We start from the raw sequence: 13,555 nt of genomic DNA on the forward strand, positions 1-13,555 counted from the left end.
CTTTAAGGTGTGCATATCAGCTATAATGTAGTTGAGGTGAAGACATCATGCCGGAATTACCGGAAGTAGAGACAGTCAAGAGAACACTTAATGAGTTAGTTAATGGAAAGCAGATAGAGAATGTAACCGTCCGGTTGGCGCGGATTATTCAGCGTCCGGATGATATTCAGGCTTTTGCCCACCTGCTGGCAGGTCATAGCATTGTAAAAGTTGAACGAAGAGGAAAGTTTTTGCGTATTGTGCTGGATGGTCTGGTGCTTGTGTCACATTTACGGATGGAAGGCCGTTACGGACTTTTTTCAAATGATGACCCACTGGACAAGCATACACATGTGATTTTTCATTTTACGGATGGAACTGAGCTGCGTTACACGGATGTTCGCCAATTCGGGACAATGCATCTTTTTCAGATGGGAGAAGATCTTCAGCTGCCGCCTTTAAATAAGCTGGGGCAGGAGCCGCTGGAGCCTTCTTTTACACCGGAGAGGTTTAAGCAGATCGTGTCCGGTAAAAGCACCAAAATTAAATCGCTGCTGCTTAATCAGGAATATATCGTCGGCATCGGCAATATTTATGTAGATGAGTCGTTGCACCGTGCGGGTATCCATCCTGAAGACAGCGCCAAAGCGCTCACGGACAATCAATTGGACAAGCTGCATCATGCTATTGTAAGCACGCTGGCCGAAGCGGTTAACGCCGGAGGTTCATCTGTTAAGTCATATGTTAATGGCCAAGGTGAGAGCGGTACGTATCAGCAGCAGCTATTGATTTACGGTCGTAAGGATCAGCCGTGTAGTAACTGCGGAACGATGATTGAGAAGACGGTTGTAGGCGGTCGTGGCACGCATTATTGTCCAAATTGCCAGCGTCCGACTGTTCACTGAATTTGTTGAAATAATAAGGTTGGCACCCACTACTTGTCCCGCCCATATACTGTGTGAAGAATGCTTAATAGAGAACGGAAGCTGAAACGATAAAATTTCAGTTTTCCGGTTCTTCACAGGAGGGATTGCGGGTGCTCAGCCCATTATTTTCACTGCTATTGCTAGCGTTTGCCTTGAGTTTGGATGGTTTTGGTGTAGGAATTACATATGGGCTGCGTAAAATGAAAATACCACTGCTCTCCGTTCTGATTATCTCGCTCTGTTCGGGGGTAGTTATCTGTGTATCGATGCAGGTTGGGGTTTTGCTTGCCAAGGTAGTGTCTCCGAATGCAGCTTCTATAGTTGGTGCAGTTATACTTGTGCTAATGGGGTGCTGGTCGCTTGTTCAGATGCTGATGCAGAAAGAGAAAGATGCAGATGGCGGACGTAAAGCTGAAACGGTAGATAAGGGCTCATTTTCCGAGCAGGCTTGGGCAGAGGTAGCTGCTGATTCTGAAGCGGGTACAGAACCTGTTATGAATGATGAACCGTTGAAATCAGCTGTTTTTTCACTTGAGCTTCGCCGTTTGGGGATCGTAGTACAGATCTTGCGTACCCCGTCTTCTGCGGATATGGATGCCTCAGGAAGCATCTCTTCGATGGAAGCGATGATACTGGGGATTGCGCTCTCTCTGGATGCTTTTGGGGCTGGACTTGGCGCAGCGCTGCTTGGCTTCAATCCGATATGGACATCACTTACAATAGCTTTGTTTAGTGGTACATTTCTATTGCTGGGTATGAAGACTGGACTTAGATTTGCCGGGAACTACTGGATGAAGCATGCTGCCGCATTACCAGCGTTATTATTAATTGCAATGGGAATACTGAAGCTATTATGAGGTGAGTACATGATTATAGGCTTAACCGGAGGAATCGCATCCGGAAAAAGCACAGTGTCTGCACTGCTTGTGAACAAGGGAGCGAGGCTGGTTGATGCCGATGTGATCGCCAGAGAAGTTATGCTTCCCGGGCATGAAGTGTTGGCTGCTGCTGCTAAGCAATTCGGAAAAGAGATCCTTTTTACGGATGGAACACTGAATAGGGCCAAATTAGGTGAAATCGTCTTTCAAGATCCTGTGGCCCTGCAAACCTTGAACAATTTGACGCATCCTGCCATCCGGCAGGAAATCAAAGACCGTATGTACAGCATGGAGCAGGAAGAGCCGAAGCGGCTTATTATTGTGGATATTCCGCTTCTTTTTGAATCAGGGCTTGAGACCCTGTTCCATGAGATTGTAGTAGTGTACGTTCCCCGTGATATGCAAATTGCTCGATTAATGGAACGTAATAGGCTCTCTTTAGAAGAAGCAGAAGCGCGATTGAATGCACAGATGGATATTGAACAGAAACGTAATAAAGCGGACTACATCATCGACAACAGTGGCGATCTTGCGTACACTGAGCAACAGGTTGCTGTTTTTTGGGACAGGCTGGGTTTATCATGAAATGGCTACGTAAAAAAAGAGTACTGCTTCTGCTATTTGTGGGTTTTACGGCAATATTGTTTCTGAGCACTAACTGGATGTCGTGGTTTTATCCCATCCATTTTAAAGATGAGATTCGCAAGCACAGCATCACTTATGAGATAGACCCGTTTCTTGTAACCGCGATTATTCGTGTAGAAACGAACTTCAAAACTGGACGAGAATCCAAAAAAGGCGCACTAGGGCTGATGCAGCTTATGCCGGATACCGCGAAGTGGGCGCTGGAAAAGGCCAAGCTTCCAAACGTATCTATGGAAGAACTCAAGCATGAGCCTTCGGCTAATATTGAACTGGGTACATGGTATCTTTCAACTTTATCCCGTCAGTTCGAAGGTAAACGTACAGCAATTATCGCAGCCTATAATGCTGGGCCCGGAAAAGTTCAACGCTGGTTGGACGAAGGGGTCTGGGATGGGACAGATGCAACCATTAAAGATATTCCCATTGGTGAAACCAGGCATTATGTACAGCGCGTTAATTATTACTATGATCAGTACACGGACATTTACAAAGAATTTTAATTTCTACCGTGTTATGTATAAAAAGAAGTATTAAACGACCTGTAGGTCGTTTAATACTTCTTCAAAAAGCTTATGTTGGTCAGGTTATTTGTATTGACCTGCCAGTTGTTGTTCTGCCAGGGTTACAAGACGTTTAGTGATGTAACCACCGATCGAACCATTTTCATAAGAAGTTTTATTGCCTTGGTAACCATCTGGGGAAAGCGTGATTCCTAGTTCTTGGGCAACTTCGTATTTAAGTTGTTCCAAGGCACCGCGGGAATTTGGAGCTACAAGGTTATTGGAGTTGTTGCTTTGGCTCATTGCTGTTCACCTCCTCTGTTGGTAACTGTATTATGTGCCGGACTTGCCATTATCATTACAAGAAAAAAACGGTGATTTCTGGAAATAATAAAAAAGCCGTTCAAAAGCCGGATTTATAACGTTCCGGGACCAAACCATTATGTATTAGGAAGTGATGAAGCTTATGAAATGCCCTTACTGTGATCACACAAATACTAAAGTGCTGGACTCGCGACCAGCGAATGAAAATAAGTCAATCCGTCGTAGGCGTGAATGTGAGCGTTGCAGCAAACGTTTCACTACTTTTGAAATGATTGAAGAAACGCCACTCATTGTAATTAAAAAAGACGGCAGCCGTGAGGAATTCAGTCGTGATAAAATACTCCGTGGTCTCATCCGTGCTTGTGAGAAACGGCCGGTTTCTGTGGAACGTCTAGAAAAGATCGTGTCCGAGGTTGAGAAATCTCTGCGCGGCATCGCCGTTGCGGAAGTGGAAAGCCAACAGATTGGTGAATTCGTGATGGAGCAGCTCTACCCAGTAGATGAAGTGGCTTACGTTCGTTTTGCGTCCGTATATCGCCAGTTCAAGGATATTAATATGTTCATGAAGGAACTCAAGGGGCTGCTATCCAAGAGTACGGGAGAATTAGAGGGATTATAGGTTTTTGTCCAGTTAGGGCGTTACAGCCAATCCTAGAGTCTGTTAGGAGTGCTTGTACTGGTTTGTTTCCTCTGAGTTTTGAGCGGGGAATTTGAGTGGAAAAATGAATTTTAAAAAAAAGTGTTGACATAGAGGGCGATTTTTTATATTATATAGAAGTCGCCTACGACGCTTGAGTTTATCGGAACAACTCAATTACGACCAAACTAAAATTAAAAAATGTATGATTACATACATCTGAAATTTCAGTTTGGGGCCATAGCTCAGCTGGGAGAGCGCATCGCTGGCAGCGATGAGGTCAGGGGTTCGATCCCCCTTGGCTCCACCAAACATCATATGGACTCTTAGCTCAGTTGGTAGAGCAGTAGACTCTTAATCTATTTGTCCAGGGTTCGAGCCCCTGAGAGTCCATCCTAAAGAAACGGCAGAAATGCCGTTTCTTTGTTGTTTGGGGAAGAGTGACTTTTTATTTGGTTTTGATCGTGGTATAGTTTGGGTAGATAAAACGTACAATGCAAAGAGAGTCGTGCGGAAACACGACTCCCAGTGCAATAGCCGCTTTTAAGGGCGGCGGCTTCGGAAGTTTAGTCAGGAAATAGACCGCATTCCTTTGCGAGAGGGCGGTCTATTTCTTTTTGAGGTAGTTGAGCAGTGCAATAATGAACATGCCGAACATGAACATCAATGACAATTGCTGGCTCCAATTACAGACAATCCATATCTAAAGAAACAGCAAGATGCTGTTTCTTTTTTTGTTCCCATTTATTAATTATCATTAAATCCATTAAACTCCTGAAGCATTTGAATAAAGGTTTCAAGCTGTTGATTATCCCATTGAGCTATGCGCTCATAAAATATGAATTCCTTATCCTGCAGCGCATCAAAGGTTTTTTGTCGTCCAAGTTCAGTGAGTGTAAGAAGGATGGCTCGACGATCATTAGGAGAGTCTTCTCTTCTAACATAACCCAAATTTTCGAGTTGCTTGATGAGACGGCTGACTGAACTACGATCCATAGCCGTTGATTCTGCCAACACAGAGGCGCTTGTTGGTCCATAAGAGTACAGCCAACGGACTATATGGAAAGCAGCAGGCTGTATAGATGAATCGAAAGCGGCAGCAGTTCTGACATTTAGGGCATGCGAAGCGCTAATGAGAGCACTAATTTGTCCACCTAGCTTCAGTTCTAATTGTCCTCTCAACGTGTCTTTACGTTCAGTATTCATTGTTTTAACCACCTACCCTTGTATTTTAAAGTTGTCATACATCTATTTAGTTGACATATGTCAATCATCAACATATAGTTGATATATATCAATTATATGATTTGGACAATACGCTGTCAAAATGAAATTGCCCCTGATGAATTCCTGATATAAAGGAGAATGTAGATGATGACAAAGCCGATTATTGTAATTACTGGAGCTACAAGCGGTTTGGGACAACTCGTTGCACTTGAAATGGCAAAGCAGGGTGCCCATCTTGTTCTAACTGCAAGGAGTAAAACCCGTTCGGAAGTAACTGAAAAAATGATAAAGGAGAGCGTACCAGCAGCCGAAATTAGTTTTTTCTACGGAGATTTATCTTCAATGAGGGATGTCACTAGGTTAGGACAAGAAATATCTAGTGTTTTTCCGAAGATAGACGTGTTAATAAATAACGCAGGGCTTCATGGGTTTGAACAGCGGATAACTGCCGATGGATTCTCAGAAATGATGGCTGTGAACTATTTTGCACCATGGTTATTGACGCAAACCTTAGAACGTTCTTTGAGAGCAGCAGGAAATGCAAAAATTATAAATGTTGCTTCGGAAGCTTCACGCCGGCATGGAGTACTAAAGTTGCCAGAAGATTTGCTCAATACAGCTTCTTTTACTTCCAGAGGATCTTCTGAGATTTATGGGAAAACCAAACTGCTAAACATTATGTTTACCAGTGAGCTTGCACGCCGCTGGGCGGGAACGGGAATTCGCGTTCATGCATTGAATCCGGGCTTTAACGTTACAGGTCTCGGGCGTGAACTTTGGTTTTCTTCGATGCTTAAGCACTTATTGAATTTCTTTCGTATTGGCGATCCTCGTAAAGGAGCGGAGATCATTATTCGTTTAATGACCGATCCTAAGTATCAAGAGAGCAGTGGGGGATATTTTAACGTTGGGACAGGCAATCCCATTGTACCCGTACAACCGGGAGGAGATAAGGTAATGGAAAATAAATTATGGAACGATACGCAAGACATTTTGCAGCAGAAAGGTTTCTTTGGAAACTGATTTAATTAGTGAAACTAACCTCATGTCCGTTCGAATCACCCATTCATGATCCTGCGGACTGTATAGCTCTTATTTTCTTTATTTAGTGAAATTAGTCGAGTGATCGGACCGTAGCGCACTTATTTCCTCTCCAGTAGCAGTATTTTGTTTTGAAAAGACTAAATAAGTGCGTAGGAGTCCGATAGCTTGGGAAAACGCCCCATAATGAGAAAATAAGAGCACCTCGGTCCGTTGTATCTCAACATTCCGCCAGTCCGACATTTTATAGTACTACGATCAGAAATAGACCGATCCCTTGTGAGAGTATCCCGTTCCATTTTGAGGTGAAAAACATAGAAATGACATAGCAAATGGAGTGCAAACTGGCAACAGTTTTGGCACTCCATTTTTGTTGTTATATCAACGTTTGTAGTGAATATTTCTCGAAAATTGGCTAATAAATAGGTAAGGGATATTTAATTGTAATGAATTCATTACAATTTAAAAATGACGTCAATTTCTGTGTCAATTCATAAGTCAATAAAGCTGTCAATTTCTGTGTCAATTGTTATTGTTTTATTTTCATTATCGGTTTAATATTATTAAAATCATAATATCAGTGTTTGGAGGGATAAGGCAAATGAAATTTATTAAACCGAAAGAAAAAACGGTCAATAAAACCATCTGGGAGGTATCCGATCGAACCAAACACACCGTCAAATTTTATGCCGAATATACAGGCTTCAGTGAAGACGAGGTGGTCGATACCTTTTTACTGAATATTTTGGATGATCCCGACTTTATCGCATGGATTCAGAAGAAGCGGCGGAACACTCGAATTGCAAAGCAGCTCTTTCCAGAAGAAGCCGTAAAGGAGAGCGCAAGTGGGGAAAATTAAGCGATTGGCTACGCTTAGGGACAACTTGGTGGATGTTCCTTTACCTAGTGTGGAAGAATTGGAACAGCGAAAAAGCGACTACCCTCAGTTAGCGCCCATGCAATTTGCTAAAAAGTATCGCAGACTGTACGATCCCACTTCTTTTGTGTGGAAGGGAAAGACCTTTTCCATTCAACTCAATACATGCACCAACCCTTTTTGTCGGTGGTTTGGCATGCCGCAAACCATCATTGGAAAATCAACAAGAAAACCGATTTATCGTTATCGTTTAAAAGGAAATCCCAAAGAAAAAGACCAGCGAATCGTTTGTAATGCAGAAGAACCACTGCCACGTACGGGCTATTTGACGTGGGGGTGTAACAGCGTGACCTTGTCAAACTGGGCAGCCGTAGAAGAAATCAAACGTTTGGTGACCCAAAACAGCGTACAAAACATCGACGAGACGTATGTTTTTCATCGCGAAGCATGCTTAAATGCAGCGCTAACCCCACTCAAACAACCAAAGTCCTTTTATAAACGGGGGACAAGCAGTAGTAACTCGCAGAAGTGGCAATGCAAGACCTGTCTGAAGTTAACGAACGTTCTTCCCGATCAACGGAGATCATTTAACTACCACCAGCAGCGAAACGAAGTGCTGTATATGTTTGCTAAAAACTTAACCGCTAGAACGCCTGTAAAGCGCACCTGCGAGATTTTAGAAATCGGCTCCAGTACCTACTACGCAAAGTTGGAACTGCTCTATAAACGGTGTCTAGAATTTCTAGAGAAGCATGAAGCGAAGCCATTGCAGGATAAGACCTTTAAAAGGATCTGGATCAACACTGATAAAATTCTGTATCACTTGAACAACGTTCGAAAAAAAGGACATGGCAAGTATCGCTACGATAACCTCGAAGATAACCTCATGCAAACTCATATTGTCGTAAGCGCAGATGTACATTCCCACTACGTGTTTGCTTCGGATTTAGCCTATGACTGGGACATTTCGTTAACCGACATCGAAAGAGACACCTTGTTGTATAAAGATGATCATCTGGATGAATCTTCACGTAAAAATGCACGCCTGCGATTTTCCTTTGCTCCGCAGCCCCCTACATCCCTGGATTTACAAACCACCGAAGAGTATGTGAACGAATTCAAAACGTTTGAACGTCGGAAAGCCTACATTGACGGACTTCATGTCAATTCCACCTATACGACATTTGCGCAGTTTTGGCTGCTCAAACAGAAGATTAACGCCAAAGAATGGCGTTTTGTGACCGATGAAGATTCTTCGATTTCCACCGCATTATACCGCGCTTTTCAAAGGGAAGTGCGAATCGGCGAAGCACATCATTTTCTATGCAAGATGGATCGGACCAAAACCAGAGCGCAAGCCTTTCGGGAGTTTCAAGAGGGGAAGGCGGATTTACAGGCATGGGCGCTAAGCAGCGGAGTCTCAGCAGATACCATTAGCCAATTGGCCTATCTGTACTTAAAAGAAAAATTTGAAGTCCACCGTTTTGATGAAGAAATCGTTGTCGAAGGGAATCTCTACCGCAGGTGGGCGAAGCGCTCGTTTCCACATCCGTTGCCGACGAGAGATAAAGGCTGGTTTACAGTGGATGCTTTGACCGATTTGTCGGCATATGAACCTGAGCAACTCGTACAGATGGTACTGCAAGTTAGCGACCATGCCACGAATGCCTTTATTCAAATGGCGCGCAGGCGTCTCAGCATTTTAGAACGTCCTTTGGTGACCACCAGAGGCGACGGAAAAAGTTATATCTACGCCAATTTCAATCCCAAATATGCTCAAATGGCAATTACGATCCTTCGCACCTTCTACAATTTTTGTATGCCATACAAAACGAAGGACAAAGTCCCCTTAACGCCAGCACAGCGTCTCGGTATTGCTGGACGAAAGTATGAAATCAAGGATATTATCTACTTTTCGTAATCAAAAACTCTGTTAAAACTTATTGTTGATAATTGATATATTTGAGGCTTATCCCATTACCGCTTCAAGCGGGATGGAAACCAACGTGTTAAAGGGGTTAACACATTCAAAATGTTAATAACTATCATAGACGTTTAAATCGTTGGCTTGACTATTTTAATGGTATATCAACCAAGTATATGCAACATTACTTGGCTTGGTTTCGTTATTTAGATAACAAGGAATATGAAAACACAACGTCGAATAAGAATAATATGCTCGTTATCTCGTGCTTGTTTACTGTAAATGAGACAAATACCACACTTAGGGAAACATCTTTTTGTTCTTGAATTACGTATAGCATTATTAGGGAGGTGTGTTGTGAGTAAAAATTTTCAATTTTTATCAATAATATTTTTAGGTATATGTCTTCTTTTAAGCTCATGGTTTATATCACAATCTTTAGAAACAAAACACGTTGAATATGTTGATACGCCGAGTAAGCAAACTTCAACACAAGACGTACAAAACAGATATGAATTCATCACGATAGTAAGTGATTACTTTATCATTTTCGATAAGCAAACTGGTGATTATTGGCAAAAAGTTGGTTCCTCTGACTGGGAAAAACAGAATTCTATTTTAAAATCCTCCAAACAATAATTACAATAGCCAATAATTAGGTGCGATAAATTGGTAAACCGCTTTATTAGGAGGCGGTTTTCTTTTTGTCGAAAATCAACAATAAACTTTAACGTAGCCTAATCAAAAGATACAAAAAGACGTCGATTTGAACGGGGAATGTTACCGCTCTTCACGACGTTTTATTGTATTTAAGCTGTCACTTTATTAGTCATTTGACCTGTCAAATCGGTTTTTGCACCTCAAAACGGAACGGGTTACTTGTGAGAGAGGGCGGTCTATTTTACCGTTACCGTTAGTTACCGTATTCCTTCAAAAGCGTATCTCACCAACTGCTGCACATAAGCATCGTCTATGGGTTGGCCGGTCACCAGCAAGCGGTAGAATATCGGCCCGTAAATAAGATCGGTAACAACTTCAATATCGAGATTATCCTTCAATTCCCCGCGCTGAACACCTCGTTCCATAAGCAGCCGTGCCTCAAGCCGACGAGGCTGGAAATATCGGGTCCGATAAGCTTCCGCCAAGCCTGAATCCATCTGTCCTTCGCCAATGATCTCCGTAATGATTTTACCCTCTCGACTAATCAGGAACCGGGATAAGTTCGTTGCATGCATGAGAATATCATCGAATACTGAACCTGTGTCAGGTACGGGCAGTCTGTCCGCAGCCGAGGATAGGAATCCATCCATCACCACGGCAGCCTTGTTAGGCCACCATTTATATATCGTAGCTTTGCTGACCTTGGCACGATCCGCTATTTTTTCCACCGTAACTGCTCCAAAACCATTTTCCAATAACAAATCATAGGAAGCGGAAAGAATAGACTTCTCCGTCTCAACATTACGCGGACGTCCTCGTTTACTCTCCATCTGAAATCACCCTTTCGTTAATCTGTCTCCAATCAAAATATAAACTATACGTTCAGTATACTAAAAAAATCCGGAAAAACAAATGACCATCGCCTATTTACAAAACGATACGTTCAGTATATTATTTAAACATGAATTAGTGAACTGAACGTATAGTATTTAAATTATTATGATCATCTGAGGAGGATTCACATGCAAAAAGAACAAGCGGCGAAAGAGAACCACATATCAAGTTGGATGATGTTTATGTTAGCAGCGGCATGCGGGCTTATCGTGGCCAATCTTTATTATGCTCAAACCCTTGTCGGACCTATCAGTGTCTCGACAGGACTTTCTTCTACAGCCGCAGGCTTGATCGTCACTTTAACTCAAATCGGTTATGTTGTAGGTTTGTTATTTATCGTGCCGCTGAGTGACATTGTTGAGAATCGGCGTCTCACGATAATCACGTTAATGGTTGCAGTGGGTGCATTGCTGGTTGCAGCTTTCGCAGCTAATGCGCCTTTGTTCCTGACAGCATCTTTGTTTATAGGAACCGGTTCTGTGGTAGCTCAAATCCTGGTGCCTTATGCCACCTATTTAGCGTCTGAAGAGCAGCGTGGCTGTGTGGTTGGTAATGTTATGAGTGGACTCTTATTAGGTATTATGTTTGCCCGGCCCGTGGCAAGCTTTATCACCAGCATCTGGGGATGGCAAGCCGTGTTTATTTTTTCAGCGGTCGTTATCACGTTGTTAGCCATTCTTCTGTCGCGATTTCTTCCTGAACGTAAACCTGCACCTTCGGTAAGCTATAGTAAATTAATTGTCTCTTTAGGCACCCTTTTAAAACAAACGCCTATATTGCGCCGACGTGCCTTATATCAAGCTTGTTTATTTGGAGCTTTTAGTCTCTTTTGGACGGTGGTTCCGTTGCGGTTGGCGGATGATTTTGGAATGTCGCAGCAAGGGATCGCATGGTTTGCTTTAGTAGGTGTTGGTGGGGCTGTAGCCGCGCCGATTGCTGGAAGACTGGCAGATAAAGGTTGGAGTAAATGGTTAACCGGGCTGGCCATGATCATTGCCACCTTGTCTTTTTTACTAATTCATCTTTTCCATAGCCACTCAACTTTTGCTCTCATCCTGCTCTTTATTTCCGCGATTACATTGGATATGGCCGTATCCGGAAATCTTGTACTCGGACAGCGTGTGATTTATTCATTGGGAAGTGAAGCGAGGGGACGTCTTAATGGGATCTTTATGGCGATTTTCTTCGTGGGTGGAGCCGTTGGATCATCTTTGGGTGGTTGGGCTTATGCCTATGGGGGATGGACCTTCGCCTCACTCATCGGAGTGATCCTGCCGCTATTGGCTTTGGTTTACTTTTTCACTGAAAAAAGATCAACTAAAGCTGTTGAATAAAGCCTTGCTTTAAGAGTGGGGGTTAGGCTTACGGCAGAATAGACCGCTACCTTTGGTTAGGGCGGTCTATTTCTTTTTGAGGTAATAACGCTTGATAAACGTTAGTTATGCTCCGCTAACTGCACCTCAAACCCGTCCGGGTCCAGGATATAAAAGAACCGCAGGTGGGGATTGGGTGCGATTGGTCCGCGCGCTACTGGGATACCTTGGCTTTTTAAACTCTCCATCGCTTCATCAAGTGACTCCACTTCGAAACCCACAGAAACGCCACATTCCGGCTTCAAAGCCGGGTCACTTCCCTGAATAAGCTCGATCTTGGGTTGCCCCTCCAGACCTAACATGACGATCTGTTTTCCACTGCTCTCAAATCTACGCTCAATGGGTAGCCCCAGTATCCGGTTATAAAAATGAAGGGAAGCCTCCAGATCGCGGACCCGAAGCGTAATCCAATTCATACTCAATTTCATGGTTTTATAGTCTCCTCTGATGAATATTCTATATCGTATATTATACGCTATCATCTTGCCCGGAAACAGGGAGAATAGGAAATCAAGAACGTTTAATGAGGATAAAAGCCCGCAAAATCAGCTGTGCAACCAGTGGTTGACAGTATGTAAGGGTAGATAGGTAGTCAATTACAGAACGTTATAATATGATGAGCATGAGGTGATGGCGAATGGACTTTGCAAATAAATTGCAAAGCTATAGGAAACAGAGAGGAATGTCCCAGGAGAACTTAGCGGAGGTGATTGGTGTTTCGCGGCAAGCCGTGTCTAAGTGGGAATCAGGTCAATCCTATCCCGAAATGGATAAGATGATTAGTTTAAGTGAATTATTTCACGTAAGTTTGGATCATCTGGTGAAGGATGCTTCAAGCGATACCAAAGCAGAGCATGTCGCAAGCCCCGTATATGTAGATCTGAATTCCTTGTTTCATTATGAGTACAAAAGTAAGAGAACATGCTTTGGAATTCCTCTGGTTCATATCCATATCGGGCGGGGGCTATACGTTGCCAAAGGGGTTATTGCCATAGGTAATGTTGCGATTGGTGCGGTATCCATTGGTATTGTTGCTTTGGGCGGATTATGTTTAGGTGCGCTTGCTTTAGGACTCATCAGTTTTGCAGGTCTGGCTCTAGGGCTTTTGTTAGCCGTTGGGGGCATTGCGGCGGGTACAATGGCCGTTGGTGGAATAGCATTGGGGATATTTGCTGTTGGAGGTTTAGCTGTAGGTATGTTCTCCTTGGGTGGTCTCTCTATCGCTTCCCATATTGCAATGGGTGGATATGCAAGCGGGCATATAGCTATAGGGGATACCGTAAAAGGTGCTTATACCTTTATTACTCAAGATAATAATTTCAACGACATCAAGGGGGAGGAGGTAAGAAAGTTAATTGAGCAAGAATATCCACATCTTTGGAAACCCATTGTGCAGGGAATTATTTCAATCTTCAAATAGCTGATTAATTTGCGGAAATTTCTTTACGGTTGTTTCATATGGATATAATTTGGGTAATAAACGATTGGCGTTTGTCATATATTGATCCGGCAAAAATACTTGTTGCTCAGCAACAAGTATTTTGATTTTGTGTTGGATATTTGTGAAAATATAAAACCTGATATTAGATTTTTTGCTGAAAACCGAAATTTTTACAGAGGAGTATTTATTTGAGCATTTTGCATTAATCTAAGTCCTTGCTACACAAAGG

At 43.0% G+C, this 13,555-nt stretch carries 15 protein-coding genes, 2 tRNA genes and 1 pseudogene; 14 read left to right on the forward strand and 4 right to left on the reverse strand.

Translation table 11 applies throughout. The features are described from left to right. Positions 1-47: 47 nt before the first annotated feature. From mutM to NST58_RS10435, 4 genes are all read left to right on the forward strand, one after another. Positions 48-884: a DNA-formamidopyrimidine glycosylase gene (mutM, locus tag NST58_RS10420; RefSeq protein ID WP_076124923.1), complete on the forward strand. Its 837-nt coding sequence runs from the start codon at positions 48-50 to the stop codon at positions 882-884. A 131-nt stretch (positions 885-1,015) separates the two neighbouring features. Further along, positions 1,016-1,762 (forward strand): manganese efflux pump, encoded by a 747-nt coding sequence (locus NST58_RS10425; protein ID WP_076124925.1) that lies wholly within the window; start codon positions 1,016-1,018, stop codon positions 1,760-1,762. Between the two features lie 9 nt (positions 1,763-1,771). Next, on the forward strand, positions 1,772-2,368 hold the full coding sequence (gene coaE / locus NST58_RS10430) for a dephospho-CoA kinase (RefSeq protein WP_076124927.1): 597 nt from the start codon (positions 1,772-1,774) through the stop codon (positions 2,366-2,368). Further along, a complete protein-coding gene (locus tag NST58_RS10435) occupies positions 2,365-2,928 on the forward strand; it encodes a lytic transglycosylase domain-containing protein (protein WP_076124928.1) in 564 nt (187 codons plus the stop codon). Before coaE ends, NST58_RS10435 begins: the two co-directional genes overlap by 4 nt. 84 nt (positions 2,929-3,012) lie before the next feature. Here NST58_RS10435 and NST58_RS10440 read toward each other — a convergent pair whose 3' ends face one another. Next, on the reverse strand, positions 3,013-3,231 hold the full coding sequence (locus NST58_RS10440; RefSeq protein WP_036678974.1) for an alpha/beta-type small acid-soluble spore protein: 219 nt from the start codon (positions 3,229-3,231) through the stop codon (positions 3,013-3,015). A 163-nt stretch (positions 3,232-3,394) separates the two neighbouring features. Between NST58_RS10440 and nrdR the strand changes: the two genes are divergently transcribed. The 3 genes from nrdR to NST58_RS10455 all read left to right on the forward strand — a co-directional run bounded on the left by nrdR (position 3,395) and on the right by NST58_RS10455 (position 4,282). Continuing rightward, the gene (nrdR, locus tag NST58_RS10445; protein ID WP_036678976.1) at positions 3,395-3,871 is read left to right on the forward strand and encodes a transcriptional regulator NrdR; all 477 of its coding nucleotides are present in this window, start codon (positions 3,395-3,397) and stop codon (positions 3,869-3,871) included. Between the two features lie 252 nt (positions 3,872-4,123). Continuing rightward, positions 4,124-4,199: transfer RNA gene (locus tag NST58_RS10450), tRNA-Ala, on the forward strand. A 10-nt stretch (positions 4,200-4,209) separates the two neighbouring features. After that, positions 4,210-4,282 (forward strand) — tRNA-Lys (locus NST58_RS10455). 354 nt (positions 4,283-4,636) lie between these two features. On the opposite strand, the gene NST58_RS10460 is transcribed toward NST58_RS10455, so the two are convergent. Beyond that, complete coding sequence (locus NST58_RS10460; protein WP_076191189.1) at positions 4,637-5,095, reverse strand: MarR family transcriptional regulator; 459 nt, start codon at positions 5,093-5,095, stop codon at positions 4,637-4,639. A 165-nt stretch (positions 5,096-5,260) separates the two neighbouring features. Here NST58_RS10460 and NST58_RS10465 point away from each other — a divergent pair, with 165 nt between their 5' ends. The 5 genes and pseudogenes from NST58_RS10465 to NST58_RS10485 all read left to right on the forward strand — a co-directional run bounded on the left by NST58_RS10465 (position 5,261) and on the right by NST58_RS10485 (position 9,597). Further along, the gene (locus NST58_RS10465) at positions 5,261-6,139 is read left to right on the forward strand and encodes an SDR family NAD(P)-dependent oxidoreductase (RefSeq protein WP_076276411.1); all 879 of its coding nucleotides are present in this window, start codon (positions 5,261-5,263) and stop codon (positions 6,137-6,139) included. Positions 6,140-6,758: 619 nt separating this feature from the next. After that, entirely contained in the window at positions 6,759-7,016 is a 258-nt protein-coding gene (locus tag NST58_RS10470) for a hypothetical protein (RefSeq protein ID WP_076220685.1), read from the forward strand. Then, a complete protein-coding gene (locus NST58_RS10475; protein WP_076276410.1) occupies positions 7,003-8,955 on the forward strand; it encodes an insertion element protein in 1,953 nt (650 codons plus the stop codon). Before NST58_RS10470 ends, NST58_RS10475 begins: the two co-directional genes overlap by 14 nt. A 45-nt stretch (positions 8,956-9,000) precedes the next feature. Further along, positions 9,001-9,240, forward strand: a pseudogene (locus tag NST58_RS10480) (IS1595 family transposase); the annotation flags it as partial. 75 nt (positions 9,241-9,315) lie between these two features. Then, positions 9,316-9,597, forward strand: coding sequence for a hypothetical protein (locus tag NST58_RS10485; RefSeq protein ID WP_256718965.1), 282 nt, complete (start codon positions 9,316-9,318; stop codon positions 9,595-9,597). 278 nt (positions 9,598-9,875) lie between these two features. Here NST58_RS10485 and NST58_RS10490 read toward each other — a convergent pair whose 3' ends face one another. Continuing rightward, positions 9,876-10,448, reverse strand: a complete 573-nt coding sequence (locus tag NST58_RS10490) for a TetR/AcrR family transcriptional regulator (RefSeq protein ID WP_076184291.1) — start codon at positions 10,446-10,448, stop codon at positions 9,876-9,878. 192 nt (positions 10,449-10,640) lie between these two features. On the opposite strand from NST58_RS10490, the gene NST58_RS10495 reads away from it, so the two are divergent. Then, the gene (locus NST58_RS10495; RefSeq protein ID WP_339247645.1) at positions 10,641-11,846 is read left to right on the forward strand and encodes an MFS transporter; all 1,206 of its coding nucleotides are present in this window, start codon (positions 10,641-10,643) and stop codon (positions 11,844-11,846) included. 101 nt (positions 11,847-11,947) lie between these two features. Here NST58_RS10495 and NST58_RS10500 read toward each other — a convergent pair whose 3' ends face one another. Then, positions 11,948-12,313, reverse strand: a complete 366-nt coding sequence (locus NST58_RS10500; RefSeq protein ID WP_051491055.1) for a VOC family protein — start codon at positions 12,311-12,313, stop codon at positions 11,948-11,950. A 209-nt stretch (positions 12,314-12,522) separates the two neighbouring features. On the opposite strand from NST58_RS10500, the gene NST58_RS10505 reads away from it, so the two are divergent. Then, on the forward strand, positions 12,523-13,305 hold the full coding sequence (locus tag NST58_RS10505) for a helix-turn-helix transcriptional regulator (RefSeq protein ID WP_339247647.1): 783 nt from the start codon (positions 12,523-12,525) through the stop codon (positions 13,303-13,305). The last annotated feature ends 250 nt before the right edge of the window (positions 13,306-13,555 follow it).

It is taken from the genome of Paenibacillus sp. FSL R10-2796 (assembly GCF_037965315.1).
Lineage (GTDB): Bacteria > Bacillota > Bacilli > Paenibacillales > Paenibacillaceae > Paenibacillus_AQ > Paenibacillus_AQ odorifer.

Coding starts and splice junctions, on each gene's coding strand:
- coaE (WP_076124927.1), top strand. CDS start 1,772: ATGATTATAGGCTTAACCGGAGGAATCGCATCCGGAAAAAGCACAGTG.
- nrdR (WP_036678976.1), top strand. CDS start 3,395: ATGAAATGCCCTTACTGTGATCACACAAATACTAAAGTGCTGGACTCG.
- NST58_RS10505 (WP_339247647.1), top strand. CDS start 12,523: ATGGACTTTGCAAATAAATTGCAAAGCTATAGGAAACAGAGAGGAATG.
- mutM (WP_076124923.1), top strand. CDS start 48: ATGCCGGAATTACCGGAAGTAGAGACAGTCAAGAGAACACTTAATGAG.
- NST58_RS10460 (WP_076191189.1), bottom strand. CDS start 5,095: ATGAATACTGAACGTAAAGACACGTTGAGAGGACAATTAGAACTGAAG.
- NST58_RS10495 (WP_339247645.1), top strand. CDS start 10,641: ATGCAAAAAGAACAAGCGGCGAAAGAGAACCACATATCAAGTTGGATG.
- NST58_RS10490 (WP_076184291.1), bottom strand. CDS start 10,448: ATGGAGAGTAAACGAGGACGTCCGCGTAATGTTGAGACGGAGAAGTCT.
- NST58_RS10435 (WP_076124928.1), top strand. CDS start 2,365: ATGAAATGGCTACGTAAAAAAAGAGTACTGCTTCTGCTATTTGTGGGT.
- NST58_RS10465 (WP_076276411.1), top strand. CDS start 5,261: ATGATGACAAAGCCGATTATTGTAATTACTGGAGCTACAAGCGGTTTG.
- NST58_RS10500 (WP_051491055.1), bottom strand. CDS start 12,313: ATGAAATTGAGTATGAATTGGATTACGCTTCGGGTCCGCGATCTGGAG.
- NST58_RS10440 (WP_036678974.1), bottom strand. CDS start 3,231: ATGAGCCAAAGCAACAACTCCAATAACCTTGTAGCTCCAAATTCCCGC.
- NST58_RS10470 (WP_076220685.1), top strand. CDS start 6,759: ATGAAATTTATTAAACCGAAAGAAAAAACGGTCAATAAAACCATCTGG.